Source organism: Flavobacterium sp. CAN_S2 (assembly GCF_015752255.1).
Classification (GTDB): Bacteria; Bacteroidota; Bacteroidia; order Flavobacteriales; family Flavobacteriaceae; genus Flavobacterium.
On sequence record NZ_JADOVA010000003.1, the window covers coordinates 296,160 to 311,940 of the forward strand.

General features: G+C 35.0%; 12 protein-coding genes. All 12 read right to left on the reverse strand.

All coding sequences use genetic code 11. The features are described 5' to 3' along the window. Positions 1–151 precede the first annotated feature (151 nt). The 12 genes from IWX80_RS11110 to IWX80_RS11165 all read right to left on the reverse strand — a co-directional run bounded on the left by IWX80_RS11110 (position 152) and on the right by IWX80_RS11165 (position 15,691). Positions 152–2,503: a GumC family protein gene (locus IWX80_RS11110; RefSeq protein ID WP_196853502.1), complete on the reverse strand. Its 2,352-nt coding sequence runs from the start codon at positions 2,501–2,503 to the stop codon at positions 152–154. A 9-nt stretch (positions 2,504–2,512) separates the two neighbouring features. Then, positions 2,513–3,286, reverse strand: coding sequence for a polysaccharide biosynthesis/export family protein (locus IWX80_RS11115; RefSeq protein ID WP_196853503.1), 774 nt, complete (start codon positions 3,284–3,286; stop codon positions 2,513–2,515). Positions 3,287–3,995: 709 nt separating this feature from the next. After that, positions 3,996–5,885, reverse strand: coding sequence for a polysaccharide biosynthesis protein (locus tag IWX80_RS11120; RefSeq protein ID WP_196853612.1), 1,890 nt, complete (start codon positions 5,883–5,885; stop codon positions 3,996–3,998). A gap of 1,902 nt (positions 5,886–7,787) precedes the next feature. After that, positions 7,788–8,933: a DegT/DnrJ/EryC1/StrS family aminotransferase gene (locus tag IWX80_RS11125; protein ID WP_196853504.1), complete on the reverse strand. Its 1,146-nt coding sequence runs from the start codon at positions 8,931–8,933 to the stop codon at positions 7,788–7,790. Beyond that, entirely contained in the window at positions 8,926–9,546 is a 621-nt protein-coding gene (locus tag IWX80_RS11130; RefSeq protein WP_334682317.1) for an acetyltransferase, read from the reverse strand. The genes IWX80_RS11125 and IWX80_RS11130 overlap by 8 nt, the downstream gene beginning before the upstream one ends. Then, positions 9,536–10,138 carry a sugar transferase gene (locus IWX80_RS11135; RefSeq protein WP_196853505.1) on the reverse strand — a complete coding sequence of 201 codons (603 nt, stop codon included), beginning with the start codon at positions 10,136–10,138 and terminating at the stop codon, positions 9,536–9,538. Before IWX80_RS11135 ends, IWX80_RS11130 begins: the two co-directional genes overlap by 11 nt. After that, positions 10,138–11,376, reverse strand: a complete 1,239-nt coding sequence (locus tag IWX80_RS11140; protein WP_196853507.1) for a phenylacetate--CoA ligase family protein — start codon at positions 11,374–11,376, stop codon at positions 10,138–10,140. Before IWX80_RS11140 ends, IWX80_RS11135 begins: the two co-directional genes overlap by 1 nt. A gap of 79 nt (positions 11,377–11,455) precedes the next feature. After that, positions 11,456–12,064, reverse strand: a complete 609-nt coding sequence (locus IWX80_RS11145; protein ID WP_196853508.1) for an acetyltransferase — start codon at positions 12,062–12,064, stop codon at positions 11,456–11,458. Positions 12,065–12,089: 25 nt separating this feature from the next. Continuing rightward, a complete protein-coding gene (locus tag IWX80_RS11150) occupies positions 12,090–13,322 on the reverse strand; it encodes a glycosyltransferase family 4 protein (protein WP_196853509.1) in 1,233 nt (410 codons plus the stop codon). Between the two features lie 6 nt (positions 13,323–13,328). Further along, positions 13,329–14,291, reverse strand: coding sequence for a polysaccharide deacetylase family protein (locus tag IWX80_RS11155; protein ID WP_196853510.1), 963 nt, complete (start codon positions 14,289–14,291; stop codon positions 13,329–13,331). A gap of 20 nt (positions 14,292–14,311) precedes the next feature. Then, positions 14,312–14,860, reverse strand: a complete 549-nt coding sequence (locus tag IWX80_RS11160; protein ID WP_196853511.1) for a serine O-acetyltransferase — start codon at positions 14,858–14,860, stop codon at positions 14,312–14,314. A gap of 90 nt (positions 14,861–14,950) precedes the next feature. Further along, positions 14,951–15,691, reverse strand: coding sequence for an SDR family NAD(P)-dependent oxidoreductase (locus tag IWX80_RS11165; protein ID WP_196853512.1), 741 nt, complete (start codon positions 15,689–15,691; stop codon positions 14,951–14,953). Positions 15,692–15,781: the final 90 nt, after the last annotated feature.

Here is a 15,781-nt window from a genome sequence, read left to right on the forward strand (position 1 = left end):
ATTGCGGCAAAAATAAACCTAATTGCATCAAAAAGAACAAAAACTGTGAATTCTACAACAATTCAATATATTAAATAAAAAAAAGTTTACAAAATAAAAACATCTTGTAAACTTTTTAGCGCAATCGAACTGACTCAACAAAAAACTGAAATCAGAATAATTTTTTATACCAAGGTTCTTTTTCCACTTTGACACCATAACCATAACCATAACCATAACCTTTAGTTGAATCGGTATCGTTAAGCAACAGGCACATGTTGGGTAATTTTTGTTCTTTGTATAGGGTATTGGCAATATTCAGCATTCGCTTCTCTAAAACATTGGCTCGTGCTACGTAAATGAAACAATCCGCATGCTTCGCAATCAATAGCGTATCAGTCACTAAACTTACCGGAGCAGTATCGACGATAATATAATCATATTGACTTTTAAGGATTTCAAAAAGTGTATCCACTTTTTTGTTCATTAGCAACTCAGCAGGATTGGGAGGTATAACTCCAGCAGGAAGCACATGGAAATCTTCAAATCCGTCATATTTAACGATCAAATCCTCTAAAACTAAATTTTTGGACGACAAATAATTAGTCACTCCACGGTCTGGCAATGTCAGATATTCATCTAATCTTGGGTTTCTGATATCCATTCCAATCAGCAATACTTTTTTACCGGAAAGTGCAAATGTGGCAGCTAGATTAGCCGAAACAAAAGTCTTACCTTCTTTAGGAAAAGTTGATGTCAGAAAAATGGTTTTAGCCTGACCCTCGGATACTTTACTGAGCATAAACTCTAAATTCGTTCGAATGATGCGCAACGCCTCCGCCGAACTGGTGCGGCTTTCTGATTTTATAATTTCCGAAGGAGTATCAGAAGTAGGAACATCTCCTATGAAAGGAATTAATGTTTTCCCCTCTAAATCCAAACGACTTTTTATTTTAGTATCCAATAAATCCATCAAATAGATGATTCCAAAAGGAACCAAAATCCCTAATAATAGCGCACCTAAATAAATGATATTTTTTTTAGGTGAAACTGGAGCTGTAGACCCTTTGGCTGCATCTACTACCCTGGCATTAGGCTCTGTAGCGGCTAGTAAAATAGCAGTTTCTTCTCTTTTTTGCAACAAATACAAATACAATTCTTCTTTTACTTTTTGTTGTCGGGCTATGACTCTGAATTTACGTTCCTGAACCGGTATTTTACTAATTTTACTATTAAACTGTCCTTCCTGACTGTTCAAATTTCTTTTTTGAATATTCAAGTTAGATTGCATGCGACTCAGGCTAGAGGCTACATTTGATTTTAAGGAGGAAAGTTGATCATCTATTTTAATCACGGTAGGATTCGCCTCGGTAGCCGATTTCAAAATACGATTACGATCTAAAACCAATTGATTGTAGGAACCAATCAACTCAGTTGCCTCTCCGCTGACGATGTTGGTAGGTAACAAGTCTGATTTTTTACTTTTTTTAATAAAGTCAAGCATTGAAGAAATAATATTCAATTGAATATCAGCTTCAACTCCTAACTTATCATATTCACTGGAACTTTCTATAAAAAGCTTGGCTTCCGTTTCAATATCAGTTAATTGATTGCTATTTTTAAAATTTTCTACACTTTTCTCAACACCATCTAACTCATCGGTAATCAAAGCCAGTCGATTAGCAATAAATTGAGACGTATTTTCAGAAATAAAATTTTTATCAGCGGCAGCTTCGGCATTATAATTTTGAACCAAATTGTCTAAAAAATCTTCCGCTTTTTCAAGTACGGGGTCCACTAGAGAAAGTTCAACAATACTGCTCGTTTTACTTAATGGAGTAACAACCAATCTCGATCTAAAACTTCCGGCTACATTTTCAAGCGGACTGATGGTAATCTGAATTGGCTTACTATTTTCTAAATTGGCAGGAGCATTTTTGAGTGATTTATTAATAACCAAAGTACTATATTTAGTTGCGATGGGTTGACCATAACTATATTCTTTCTTAGGTTGCAAAATAATACCCTCACCGCTTAAATCCTCCAGAGCAAAGGTATTTGCGGAAATAGGTAAAAATTGATAAGCCCTCGATTTAGAATAAAAATCTGATTTTTGATCTATAAAATTGACTAAAATAGGTGCTCCTTTATATAAATTTGTACTCAGTATTTTTCCTTCGACAACAAAGGCAATATTCAAATTCATTTTGCGAACCGTATTTTCAATTAAGGTTCTGGATTTGAGTATTTCAATTTCATTATCAATATTGTTTTTCCCGCCTCCAATACCCATGTCGGCAAAAGCAGCTAACTCAGAAGACATACCGCCTTTCTTTTCGTCTTTCATCAATATAGTTGTTGAAGCACGGTATTGTGGTATGGTGTAGCGCAGGTAAAGATAGGCTCCAGACAAAGTGATACATACTCCTAAAACAAACCATTTCCAATGAGAAGCATATTGATCGAATATAGCTCTAATTTGAAAGTCCTGTTCTTGATTGTCATTTGACATATTATTTTCCATGAAAGCGATTTATTTTGAAGTAGTAATTATTAATGTGGTCAAAGTGATCAAGATAGAAATAACCGAAAATATTAAACCTGTACTAGGATTCACAGCTGAAACATTAATTTTATTTTGGTTGGGCTCTACATATACTACGTCATTTTGTGCCAAATAATAAAATGGAGAATTCATGAAACTAGCGCTAGTGATATCAACTCTATTAAATGTTTTAACACCATCAACTTCGCGGATAATCAATATATTATTACGTTTACCGTAAACACTCAGATCTTTTGCCATAGTCAAGGCCTCAATCAATGTGATACGCTCAGAAGACACTGGAAAAGTACCAGGGGCAACTACTTCTCCTTGTACCGAAACTTTAAAATTAGTGATTCGAAGACTGACAATAGGTTTTTTAATGTATTGAGACAATTTACCATCCAACAATTGAAGAACTTCAGTGCGGCTTAATCCACTCACCTTCATCTTCCCTAAAGTGGGAAAATCGATAAAGCCATTAGCATCTACCAAATAAACAGATCCGGCACTGGCTCCAGCAGTTGTTTCACTTGATGTATTTAAACTAAAAGCTTTAGCAATTTCAGGATCTTCTGCAGATACTGAAATCATCAATAAATCATCGGGTTGAATTTTAATTTCGTAAGAAGGTGATTTTTCTTGTGCGGTTAAAGTATCAATATCTTGATAATAAATCATGTCTTTTTTCGAAGCACAAGAGAACAATAACACTAAAAAGAAAAATGGAATTGTTTTTTTTAGTAAAAAAAAGTATTTCATGTAATTTTTATTTTTTTTAGGGGGCAAATATAAACATTAACCCTTTGGATATAATTAGTTTTATTTAATATTTTTAAAAGAGTCTAAGAATCAACGTAAACTACTTTGTTGAAAAAACACACCTACAACAAAAAGCTTTCCTATTTAAAACGATAAAGCAGTGACAAATCTGTGCCCAAAATAATCAAATAGATTGAATAATGGATAATTAATATTTTTTAGCACAATCTGATAATCATTTTTTCTTGCAAAGATTCAAGAAACTCTGAACAATTAATTTGCAATAACCATTTTTTTCACCTTCAAAACTAGCAAAAAAACCTTAGAACAGCAATCTTATAAAATTCTCGAAATTATACAAAGCAGTACAAATTAATCTCTTTCAATCTGTGAAATCTGTGTTCAAAATCAGCAACAACAATCTCCAACAAAGTTCTCAGAGCGAGCCAACTCTATTTCTTTAATCCGTGAAAATCCACTACATCCGTATAATCTGTGGCTAAAAAACTCTGAATATTTCAAAAAAGTACGCAGAGCGGGCAAATTCTATTTCTTTAATCCGTGAAAATCCGCTAAATCCGTTTAATCTGTGGCCAAAAAATTCTTAATATTTCAGCAAAGTTCGCAGAGCGAACCTTGTTATGTTCCTAATCTTCAAAAAACAGTAAAACAGCTGAATAACATTTTTATAAACCAATCTTAATAAAAATTAATTCTTCTGATCTAACGTTTCAAAAACCGAATTCATACTTTTAAACTCAGGAACAATCTTTTTCATTTGCGCCACTATAGCATCATTGGAGAACAAATCAGCCAAGCGAATCAATTCATTAATATCGTTGTGTAAAGACTCAAACTCTTCTTGTATTTCTTGGGCAATCATGATTTTAGCATGGTGCGTCGGAATCGAAGTGGAAGTATCGTTTAGCAATTCCTCATAGAGTTTTTCTCCAGGTCTCAAACCAACAATCTCGATTTTAATATCTTTATCTGGAATAAATCCCGCTAACTTAATCATCTTGCGAGCCAAATCAATAATCTTAACTGGTTTTCCCATGTCAAAAATATAAATTTCACCACCATTTCCCATAGCTCCTGCCTCTAAAACTAGTTGACAAGCCTCCGGAATAGTCATGAAATACCGAATAATATCTTTATGTGTAATCGTTAGAGGTCCGCCTGTGGCAATTTGTTTAGTAAACAAAGGAACAACTGAACCGTTGGAACCCAATACATTACCAAAACGGGTAGTAATGAATTTTGTAGCATTCAATCCGTTTTCCTGTAGCGCTTTCAACTGCAAAGATTGGACATACTTTTCTGCAATTCTTTTGCTGGCACCCATCACATTACTTGGATTCACCGCTTTGTCAGTCGAAACCATGACGAATTTTTTTACGCCATACATACAAGATAAATCTGCCACATTTTTAGTCCCCATAATATTGGTAAAAATAGCTTGACAGGGATTATTTTCCATTAACGGAACGTGTTTATAAGCTGCCGCATGAAAAACAACATCGGGCTTATAAGATGCAAAAACCGTATCCATCGCTGCTCTATTACGAATGTCCCCTATAACTGTGCGTATTTTAGAATGGGTAGTAATGCCGTCGGTTTCTAGCTTCAGGTGGTGCAAAGGAGTTTCCGCCTGGTCTAAAATAATAATTTTTTTAGGATCAAAAAGCAACACTTGACGTACAATTTCGCTCCCTATAGAACCCGCCGCTCCCGAAATCAGGATTACCTTACCTTTCAACTGTTTTGAAATCGAAAGGTTATCCAGTACAATGGGTTTTCTTTCTAATAAATCTTCAATCTGTATGGTTTTTACCTTTTGCGAAATCTCTTTTTGATTTTCCCAGTCAGATATTAAGGGTACCGAATACACCTTATAATTGTATTCCAAACACTGGTCTACTATGATAAGCTGCTCTTCTTTAGACAACCCTTTATCGGCGATAATAACTCCCTCCGCTGCTACGGAACGCATCAAGGCAGGTAATTTTTTCTTTTGAACCAAGATTGGAAGATCCAACATGCGTTTAGAAGCATTCTTATTTTTTTTATCTACAAATCCAACGATTTTGAAACGGGACGGAGTTTCAAATTTCAAGGCATTGGCAACTGATATTGCGTTGGCATCGGTTCCGTATATAACGGTACGAATCAGCTGATCATTTTTTTTCTCTGAAAAATAAAGCTCAAAAGTCTGTTTCACCACCACACGATACAAAAACAAACCACAAAAAGACAAGACGATATTAATAAAAATAGCCGTGTTCAAAAAGGCTTTTTCACCAACGATAATCTGGTGCAAAAAATTAAAACCTAAAAAAATGATTAAAACTGCCGATTGTGAAAACAACAATTTAACCGCGTCAATGTTAGATGAATGCCTGATAATTCCCGAATAGGTTCGGAACAACCAGAAAAAAAACAGATTGATTCCAAAAAAAGAAAACAAAAAAACAACCGTATGTGAAGTTATGATGTACTCTAATCCCGTTCCCTTGAAAAGGAGAAAAGTAAAAAAGAAAGCCAACAGCAGTACGACAAAATCAATAGATATGATTATCCAACGGGGCAAATATCCCATATTATGTACATTCGTCCTAAGATTTCCTCTTAAAAAGATTTCAGAAAGATACTGATTCACATTTTTATTGGTACTACTACTCAATGGTAAGGAATTTAAATATTATTTTCAACGATGGAAAAAGAGTTCAAATATAAGAAATAATTACTTTTAATCCTGCTTCAACCAGGTACTGAATTGTAGAACTAAATTATTATCAACTTTAAGTCCCTAATGATTGGGGAGCTCACTGAAATTTCAAAGTATTGCAACACTTAATTATAAGCGCCATAACTAATTACTTAGCCCTGATCTTTAAAGAAAGATATCAATACGTTTAATAAAAATGTGATAGAACTACACATAATAATAATAATAATAATAATAATAATAATAATAATAATAATAACTCCATAAACGCTTTTCACACCTCTCTTCCCCTGCCCTTAAATTAAAAACGTCAAAAAACAACGAAAAAACGGAGTGGCAGCAGTCCGCGAGTTGAGCTTGAAAAGCGAACGGCTCGGGCTGCGGAACATAGTTTTGAGGTAGTTTTTAAGTTTTGAATTTTCAGGCTTGATCTTTTGTTTCTTTTGCATCAAGGCAAAAGAAAAGATCATCTTCAAGATACCTAATAGTATAGGCAAGAACAAATGTTCCTTTAATTCCTCTTGGGACCGCCCATATATTTTTAGCCAAAAAAATCACGGTAAGAATTTAAGCGCTGGCAGAAGGGAGTGACCCCCGAGTCGAGTGTGAAACACGAGCGGCTGGGGTCGCGATAGAAAAATTTGTCCGATGATTTTTGGATAAAAATATTCAGGCTTGATCTTTTGTTTCTTTTGCATCAAGGCAAAAGAAAAGATCACCTTCAAGATACCTAATAGTACTGGCAATAGCAAAAGTTTCTTTCACCACTCCTCTCCCGCCCTTAAAGAAAAAACATAAAAAACAACGAAAAAGTAAAGTAACAGCAGTCCGCGATTTGTGGAGGAAGGACGAACGGCTCGGGGCACGTAACGGCAATTCAAGGTAGTTTTTAAGCTTTTATTTTCAGGCTTGATCTTTTGTTTCTTTTGCATCAAGGCAAAAGAAAAGATCATTTTCAAGACACCAAGCAGTACCGGCAAGAACAAATGTTTCTTTAATTCCTCTTGGGACCGCCCATATATTTTTAACCAAAAAAATCACGGTAAGAATTTAAGCGCTGGCAGAAGGGAGTGACCCCCGAGTCGAGTGTGAAACACGAGCGGCTGGGGTCGCGATAGAAAAATTTGTCCGATGATTTTTGGATAAAAATATTCAGGCTTGATCTTTTGTTTCTTTTGCATCAAGGCAAAAGAAAAGATCACCTTCAAGATACCTAATAGTATAGGCAAGAACAAAAGTTTCTTTCACCACTCCTCTCCCGCCCTTAAAGAAAAAACAACGAAAAAGTAAAGTGGCAACAGTCCGCCAATTGAGCCTGAAAGGCGAACGGCTCGGGCTGTAGAACGGCACTTTGAGGTAGTTTTTAAACTTTATATTTTCAGGCTTGATTTTTTGTTTATTTTACCTTGATTTAAAAGAAAAGATCACCTTGAAGATACCTAATAGTACTGGCAATAGCAAAATTTATTTTCCCCACTCTTCCCCCGCCCTTAAATTAAAAACGTAAAAAAAAACGAAAAAACGAAGTGGCAGCAGTCCGCGAGTTGAGCTTGAAAAGCGAACGGCTCGGGCTGCGGAACATAGTTTTGAGGTAGTTTTTAAGTTTTGAATTTTCAGGCAGTAAAATCAAAGATTCATGAATACCAAAAAACAATAATAAACCATGAATAATTTTTTGTTACTTTTTTTATCAAGAAAAAAAGTAAAAATCGTTCTTCAGAAATAATAATAATAATAATAATAATAATAATAATAAAAGCACCGAGAGAACCCTTATATCCCCATAAATTTCAATAAAACATCCTGAATCCTCTTCCGGTCTTCATCCGTTAAATTAGAACCTGAAGGCAGACAAAGCCCATTTTCAAACAACGTTTCAGCTACTTTTTCACCATAATACGGATACTGCTGAAAAATAGGTTGCAAATGCATCGGCTTCCAAAGCGGTCTTGACTCGATATTATCTGCTTCCAAGGCCAAACGCATAGATTCTCGGGTTATTCCATTTGTTTTTTCAGGATCAATCAAGATCGCACTTAACCAATAATTAGCAAAATAATCTGAATTTGGAACACTAAAAACACTAATCCCAGCTACATTTTTAAAAAGATCCACATAAAAATCGTGCATCGCTCTGCGCTTTTCCACATGATCATCTAAAACTTCCATTTGTCCACGGCCAATCCCGGCACAAACGTTACTCATCCGATAATTATAACCGATTTCACTATGCTGGTAATGAGGGGCAGCATCTCTGGATTGGGTAGCAAAAAATATAGCTCTTTCTTTTAATGCTACAGTAGGCATTACAATGGCGCCTCCTCCAGAAGTAGTGATTATTTTGTTGCCATTAAAAGACAAAACGCCAATATCACCAAAAGTACCACACTTTTGTCCTTTAAAGCTGCTTCCTAAAGCTTCAGCAGCATCCTCTAAAATGGGAATGTCATAAGCATCCGCAATAGCACGAATCGCCTCAATTTGATAAGGAACGCCATACAAATGTACGGCTATGATTGCTTTGGGTTTCTTACCTTTTGCAATTCGGTCAGTGATGGCTGCCTCTAAAGCTATTGGACATAAATTCCAGGTATCCCATTCACTGTCAACAAAAATTGGGGTTGCCCCTTGGTAAAAAATGGGATTAACTGAAGCCGAGAAAGTCATGCTTTGGCAAATTACTTCGTCACCTGAAGTAACTCCCAGTAATACCAAACCCAAATGAATCGCGGCCGTACCGGAACTCAATACGCCAACTGCAACTTCACCATTGGATAAATATTTTTCCAAATCCTTTTCCAACCCGCTTACATTAGGTCCTAATGGTGCGACCCAATTGGTATCAAAAGCTTCCTGAACATATTTCTGTTCACTGCCACCCATGTGTGGGGACGAAAGCCAAATTTTTGAATTATTCATAGTTTCTGCTGTATTTTATAATTTTACCTGGATTCCCCACCACTACGGCATAATCAGGGACATCTTTAATGAGTATTGTTCCGGCTCCAATGGTTGCCCATTTGCCAATTTTGATTCCTTGAATTACTATTGCTCCTATTCCGATATGCGTACCTTCCCCAACCGTCACTCCTCCAGCTAAAGCTGCATTGGGCGAAACATGTACAAAGTTATCAATTTTACAATCATGTTCGATTACAGCTGCAGTATTGATAATACAATGCTGTCCAACTACTGCATCTGCATTAATTATTGCTCCGGCCATAATCACGGAACCTGCTCCAATTGTTGAAAATTCTGAAATGACTGCTGTGGGATGCAAAGCAATGTGGTAATCACTACCAATTCTATGGACTATTTTTTTCCGAATCGCATTATCTCCAATAGATACGATAAACTTTTGCCCAAGTTCCTTGACAAACACACCGGAATAAATTACCGGAATCGTAAAAATTTGTTTCATTTTAGGATCATCGTCGATAATAGCGGTAATAGACTGTTTATTAGATTGCAAAATATCGATTATTACTTTGCAATGTCCGCTTGCTCCAAATAAATAAATTTTACTTTCCATTAAATGGCTCTATTGTGGCGGTATCAGCCGCATTAATCCCTTCACTTTTGATGACTTTCAGAGCGGTTTTAAATAGAATTTTCACATCCAAAATAAAGGAAAGATGATCGACATACCAAACATCATATTCAAATTTTTTATCCCATGATATTGCATTTCGCCCATTCACTTGTGCCCAACCGGTTATTCCCGGTCGAACATCATGCCTTCTATTTTGAAAATCAGAATACAAATCCAGATAATAAACTAATAACGGTCTGGGTCCTATTAAACTCATTTCCCCTTTCAATACATTAATTAACTGCGGGATTTCATCCAAGGAAGTTTTTCGCACAAAACTACCTATAGGAGTCAATCGATCACCGTCTGATAATAAATTACCATTTGCATCTTTCTTGTCATTCATAGTTTTAAACTTAATAATCTTGAAAATTACGCCGTCTTTTCCCGGACGCAATTGGAAGAAAAAAGGTTTTCCTCCATTCGCAAAAAATAAACCAATTGTAACAAATAAAAAAATTGGACTTAATACTACTAAACCAAAAAATGCAGCCAGACAATCTAATACTCTTTTAAAAAAAGATTTATACATTATAAATAAGTTGATTTTAATCGGTTAATAACATAAGGTCGCTTCCCTGAAGGCAGTTTTTCAATATCCGACTGAAATCGCAATGAGATTATAGCTTCGGAACCCAGCCAATTTTGAAAAGCTTTTAAAAAAGACGTTGTGTTAAACTTTTCTTTTGCAAATGCAAAATTAGGTACTAAAACTATTGTAAAACAAGTTTCTGATTCCTGTATCAGCTGATATTGTGCAAAATAAGGAAATCCATCCATTATGGTATCAAAATAAAGAGGATATAATTGATTGCCGTCTAATGATTGTAATATTTGAACACTCCTGCCCGAAAAAGCTTTCAATTGGGTTGCCCAAGTAGGTTCCGAATCAAAAACAGCTTCCAAGATAGCCAAATCCCCGGTTTCATAGCGAATTAAAGGCATTGCATCTGAATGTAAATCGGTCACTACAACTCTTCCAACGGCTCCTTTTGCAACAGGTTCATCACTCTCCATTTGTAATATTTCAAAGATATAATGTGCTGTATTCAAATGAAAAATCCCCTCTTTTTCATACTGATAACCCAAAATCCCTAACTCCTCAGTAGAATAGCGATTGTGAACGGGTACACCAAAAGCTTTCTCAATCACTTCTCTATTTCTGTTTGTCAAATTCTCAGAACAACTAATAATTCCTTCTATAGAAAAATCAGAAGAACTTTGTTGATGTTTCAAACTATAAGTTGCGAGGTATGTTATTGCAGAAGGAAATCCGATAATAATTTTTACTTTTTTATCTGATAGCTGTTGCATAGCTTGAGATGCAAAACGTTCATTTAAAATTTTAGAAGCAAAAAAATATTCGTTTTGAATAAAAAACCTAAGCCTGCTTTTTGGAGGATTAGAACGGAAATAACCATGTGCTGTACCTACTTGATAGCCACATTGTGCTCCATAATACAACACCTCAGCCCATTGTCTTCTTTTCTTCTTCTTTGAAAGATAAAAAGTAGCTGGCGTACCATAAGAACCACTCGTACGAACAGCTACTGTTGCAGCATCTGTATAAGAGTTTGAGCGTAAAGCAGCAATATTTTGAACCAGAGTTGCTTTGGTCATTACTGGAAATAAAGCCAGTGAACTTGTATTAAGATAGTCCTTATAAAATCGAGTATCGCAGGAAGCCTTTGTTAAAAATTCAGATAATTTTTGTTTCAAATGGGATTCTTTATGCTGATTTTGTTCCCAATTCTCCCTGTCAGTAATCATACTTTGAATACTTGGTTTTTTGAATTGATCAAGAAAAAAAAAGGTCCTGTTTCTCAACCAGGCCCCCAAAGAAAAGCGACTAGGATTCACAGTATTCATAAACTTCGTTAAAAATTACTTTGGCCGGATTTCCGGCAACCGTCGCACCATCAGGAACATCTTGTAAGACGACCGAACCTGCTCCAATAACACACCACTTACCTATTTTTATTCCGGGAAGTACTGAAGCTCCCATTCCTACAAAAGTTCCTTCTCCAACATAAACATGCCCAGCTAAAGCAACATTAGGCGCAATATGTACAAAATCTTCTAAACAAACATCATGACCTACAGAACTATTGGTATTGATAATAACATGTCTTCCTATTCGAGCATCAGCATTAATTAACGCCCCACCAATAACAACGGTTCCTTCCCCAATTTTGGCCCGACTGCTAATTTGAGAAAAAGGATGAAAAAGACAAATATAATGCGCATGAAAGGCACTACTTATTGATTTTCTGACACGATTATCGCCAATCGCGATAACAACTCTGTCGCTTTTTTCTGGAAAACAGGCAACAACAGGGTACTGCCAAAGTCTTTTTATAGACTCATTTGCATCAACAAACGAATCGATACGTTCACCTCGAAGTTCTGCTATTTCAGCAATAACTTTACCATGCCCTCCTGCTCCTATTATGTACATAAAATGACAACAATATTTTGTTTTGTTATTCTGATATATTTTTATACTCTTCCAACAAAGCCTCCCAAACAACTTTCTGTTCATAACGGGAAACAATCAATCTTCTCGCATTACTTTGCAGTTCGCTATAAAAATCCAAATCGCACATCATCTTCAGCATCGCTTCTTGCAGTGCGTTAGTATTTTTGACAGGGACAATAACCCCATTTTCTCCATCGCTGATAATTTCATCACTGCCATTAATTGCCGTGACTATACTTGGCAAACCCATAGCCCCGGCTTGAAGCACCACATTAGGAAAACCTTCGCGATAACTCGGAAACGCCAAACAATCACTAATAGCCAAGTACGGTCGTACATCTTTTTGAAAACCTACAGAAATAATATCTGTATTAGCTCTTATTTCTTCTAGTGTATCTGGTAAAAGTGGATCTAATTCGGATTCCAACGGCCCTACAAGAAGCAATTTTAGGCTAACAGATACACTCAACTTATCACCTTCTTCATCCTCCGATTTTGAATTTTGGCTTTCATCTGTCAACTTGTGAAACCCCAACTTGAAATTATCGCTTTTGATTTTTTTAAAGGCCGATACCAATTCATTAATTCCTTTATCCCCAACCAGTCGACCTACAAAAATGAACACAAAATCTGTTTCGCTGATCCCCAAAGTATTTTTCAGTGTTTCTTGCTCAGGCAAAGATACCTGCTCTTTGGAAAAAAAACAGCTGTCAATCCCATTAACATTGCCATTAGCAAGCACCCGCAAAGGCTTTGTTGTTATGGCATAATGAATCAGATCTTCCCGAACCCCCTGTCCCTCTGGATAAATATGGGTGGCGCAACGGCAAAGCACACGATCCAAAAAAATTAGTAAACGTTGCAACAAACCAGTTTTAGTAGGGAAAACAAGGCCCGTAAAAGTATGGATGCGAATAGGAACACCGGCTAAATAACCGGCCATCATGCTTAACAGTCCTGCTTTCGGTGTAATAGAATGAACAATTAATGGTTTTTCTTTTTTAAAAAACCAGTACAATTGCCAGAGCGAAATAAAATCTTTGAAAGGAAATATAGCCCGCTGCATCACTATCGATTCCGTTCGAACTCCTTCGCGAGACGCCACCGTTTCGAGATGTTCATCAACTCCAGAAACCGCTACTACTTCATAATGATTATTCAAGAAAGCGAGCTGTCCTTTGAGTAAATAATCCAATGACATTGCTACTGTGGAGGTACGGATGATTTTTTTCTTCATTAATATTTAATCAAAAAATGCTCCCATTGACTTTGATTCAAAACCATATTTCAGATTTAAATCAGCATAATGAGATAAAATAATTTCTAAATCTTCTAAATTTTCTTGCAAAGCATCTCCAAAATTATGAGGATGCCACCATAAATGATAAATCCTGTTATTCCGAGCTGCAAAAGTCAATTCCCTTAAAATTCTATTAAGTTTTATTTTACGTATACTGCTCTCTTTCAATATATAAGGTCTAAAAAAACGAGAAGCAGGAATTTCAACAATACCATCTGAAAAGACAATTTCTTTTTGTCTGAAAGACAATGATTTACTAATAGGTAATAAGGTATCCATTGCTCTCAATAAAGGCGTTAAATTGCCGTAATTATTTTGCCAAAACCAAACATTTGGGTTGGATCTAAAAACTTTAATACCACTTTTCTTGGCTACTTCTAAATACTCTTTATTAAATTGATTCCTTGGGAATACTAAGGACTTTAATTTAATCCCGAAATTTTCTTTAGCAATTTTTTGTGCAGCTTGAATATCAGCTTCAAATTGATTTACATTTTGTCCTTCTTCATTACAATAATAATGGCAAAATGTATGAGATGCTAATTCCTGATTTGGTGTATTAACTATTTCATTGATCAAAGATGTTGCATAATGAAGAGGGTCGTCCTCTTCACTATAACCAATTAAATTTTGTTCAATTAAAGAGTAATAATTCAAGTCTGTATTTAAATAGGATGGAAGATCCTTAGGTATAAATTCTTTTAATTGATCTCGGTTTTTGGCAAAAAGAAAACCTACTGTAGCCCAAGTACAATGAATTTGATATTGAGTGAATAAGTCTAACATTTTTGGAATTCCTATTCGTGTGGTGTTAAAATATTCTTTTTTCAACTCTAAGTCCCAAAGTTCAACACCTCCCCAGTGAAGTTCAAAATCTAAAGATATAATGAATTTTCCATTTTCCATATGATTAAATTATTAAACAGTTAATCAACATAATAAACAATATAATTTGCACTTCCTTTTTCATGTGGAATAATTTTTCCTGGATTTCCCAAAACTATTGAACCATCTGGAACATCAAAATTAACAAATGCATTTGGAGCTATCAAAACATTATCACCTATTTTAATTCCGCCCACTACAACGGCATTTGTTTGAATACTTACATTATCCCCTATAATAGGAGAACCTTTTCTTTTTCCTTCAGAATGGCCAATAGTCACCCCTGGATAAATATTGAAATTTTTACCAATTGAAACTGCAGGGTTTATAATGATATGTCCAAAATGTACAATTCTTAAACCACGACCTATTACTGTGCTGGCAGGTATTTGAATCCCTGTTCTAAGCATACATTGTCGTAAAAAGAATTTCCAAAATAATTTGGTTACTAAAGTAGAGGCCTGTCTGGTTTTTCTATATAAAAAAAAGTATCTGAAGCTTGGTGTAAATAAAACTAATCTGAATAAATAAAAAAAACTACTTTCACTACCAACATAGCGATACAAATCATTATCGATTTCTTTATTCATAATTTTAATTTAAAAAAAAATGTTTTAAACAACTAATAAAAGATTTTTTCAACTAACGGGACTCACTATTTAGACAAATCAAAAAATAAGTTACTGAATAGAATATCCACCATCAACAATTAAATTTTGACCTGTAATCCATTTACTAGTATCAGAAAGTAAAAAAGTAATAATTGGAATTACATCGTCTACTTCTCCAATCCCTAGAGGATGCATTTCTTTAATTCTATTTACATTAATATCATCTAATGATTCGAAAAGCTTTTGAGTCATTGGAGTATTTACAACTCCCGGGGATACTGCATTGATTCTAAATTTTCTTTTTGAAAGTTCGAGTGCAGCAGATTTTACCACTCCTAAAATAGCAGATTTTGTTGCACAATACCCTATTTTGCCAGGCTGTCCTAACTCGCCCATGACAGAAGAGATAAAAACCACACTTGCCCTGTCGTTAGAATATTTCTTCTTAGAAAAATAACGTAATAATTCTACTCCTGAAAACACATTAATATTAAAAATGGAGTGCATCCTTTCTGGAGTATATAAACTAAGGGGTAAAGTCTCTTCCATACCGGCACAATGAACAAAACCATCAAATTTTAAATTATTTAAATGTTTATCAAAAAAAGAATTATAATTTTCGAAGTTATTTAAATCCAATGATTCGAATGAAAATGAGTCAGAGTTATAATGTTCTTTCAAATGTGCTACTTTTGATTCATCACGACCAATAGCAATAACGCTGAAAGAATTATTAATTAAAAATTCACATAAAGCCAATCCTATACCTGAAGAAGCACCCGTTACTAATATTTTTTTATTCACTGCCATTATTTTGTATATCATTTTAAACCGAATTAAAATCGTTTTAATAGTAATTAGTATTTACTTAATTACACCTTCAAGATTTAATAGCCTTTC

What these genes read in the sequence shown, in the direction of transcription:
- IWX80_RS11165 (WP_196853512.1), bottom strand. Translation starts at nt 15,691, where the DNA reads ATGGCAGTGAATAAAAAAATATTAGTAACGGGTGCTTCTTCAGGTATA.
- IWX80_RS11140 (WP_196853507.1), bottom strand. Translation starts at nt 11,376, where the DNA reads ATGATTACTGACAGGGAGAATTGGGAACAAAATCAGCATAAAGAATCC.
- IWX80_RS11125 (WP_196853504.1), bottom strand. Translation starts at nt 8,933, where the DNA reads ATGAATAATTCAAAAATTTGGCTTTCGTCCCCACACATGGGTGGCAGT.
- IWX80_RS11155 (WP_196853510.1), bottom strand. Translation starts at nt 14,291, where the DNA reads ATGGAAAATGGAAAATTCATTATATCTTTAGATTTTGAACTTCACTGG.
- IWX80_RS11130 (WP_334682317.1), bottom strand. Translation starts at nt 9,546, where the DNA reads ATGGAAAGTAAAATTTATTTATTTGGAGCAAGCGGACATTGCAAAGTA.
- IWX80_RS11110 (WP_196853502.1), bottom strand. Translation starts at nt 2,503, where the DNA reads ATGGAAAATAATATGTCAAATGACAATCAAGAACAGGACTTTCAAATT.
- IWX80_RS11135 (WP_196853505.1), bottom strand. Translation starts at nt 10,138, where the DNA reads ATGTATAAATCTTTTTTTAAAAGAGTATTAGATTGTCTGGCTGCATTT.
- IWX80_RS11150 (WP_196853509.1), bottom strand. Translation starts at nt 13,322, where the DNA reads ATGAAGAAAAAAATCATCCGTACCTCCACAGTAGCAATGTCATTGGAT.
- IWX80_RS11115 (WP_196853503.1), bottom strand. Translation starts at nt 3,286, where the DNA reads ATGAAATACTTTTTTTTACTAAAAAAAACAATTCCATTTTTCTTTTTA.
- IWX80_RS11160 (WP_196853511.1), bottom strand. Translation starts at nt 14,860, where the DNA reads ATGAATAAAGAAATCGATAATGATTTGTATCGCTATGTTGGTAGTGAA.
- IWX80_RS11120 (WP_196853612.1), bottom strand. Translation starts at nt 5,885, where the DNA reads ATGGGATATTTGCCCCGTTGGATAATCATATCTATTGATTTTGTCGTA.
- IWX80_RS11145 (WP_196853508.1), bottom strand. Translation starts at nt 12,064, where the DNA reads ATGTACATAATAGGAGCAGGAGGGCATGGTAAAGTTATTGCTGAAATA.